This window comes from Nocardia cyriacigeorgica NBRC 100375 (genome assembly GCF_000308555.1).
In the GTDB taxonomy this organism is placed as follows: Bacteria; Actinomycetota; Actinomycetes; order Mycobacteriales; family Mycobacteriaceae; genus Nocardia; species Nocardia cyriacigeorgica.
On the sequence record NZ_BAFY01000063.1, the window covers coordinates 1 to 269 of the forward strand.

At 65.1% G+C, this 269-nt stretch carries 1 rRNA gene; it reads left to right on the top strand.

The window, feature by feature from the left end:
- The first annotated feature begins 147 nt into the window (after positions 1-147).
- Positions 148-264, top strand: a 5S ribosomal RNA gene (rrf, locus tag RJ05_RS05555).
- Positions 265-269: the final 5 nt, after the last annotated feature.

Genomic DNA, 269 nt, shown 5'->3' on the forward strand with positions numbered 1-269 from the left:
CGTAGGGGCTGCCGCCCCTACAGACCCGGCGTGGAGGATCGTGGGGGCCAGGCCCCCACACCCCCGACCTTGTCAGGGGCTTTTGCGGGGACCAGGTCCCCGGAAAAGGGATCCTCCCGAACACGGAGTGTGACAGTTTCATAGAGTTACGGCGGCTATAGCGGTGGGGAAACGCCCGGTCCCATTCCGAACCCGGAAGCTAAGGCCACCTGCGCCGATGGTACTGCACTCGACAGGGTGTGGGAGAGTAGGACACCGCCGGAACATCC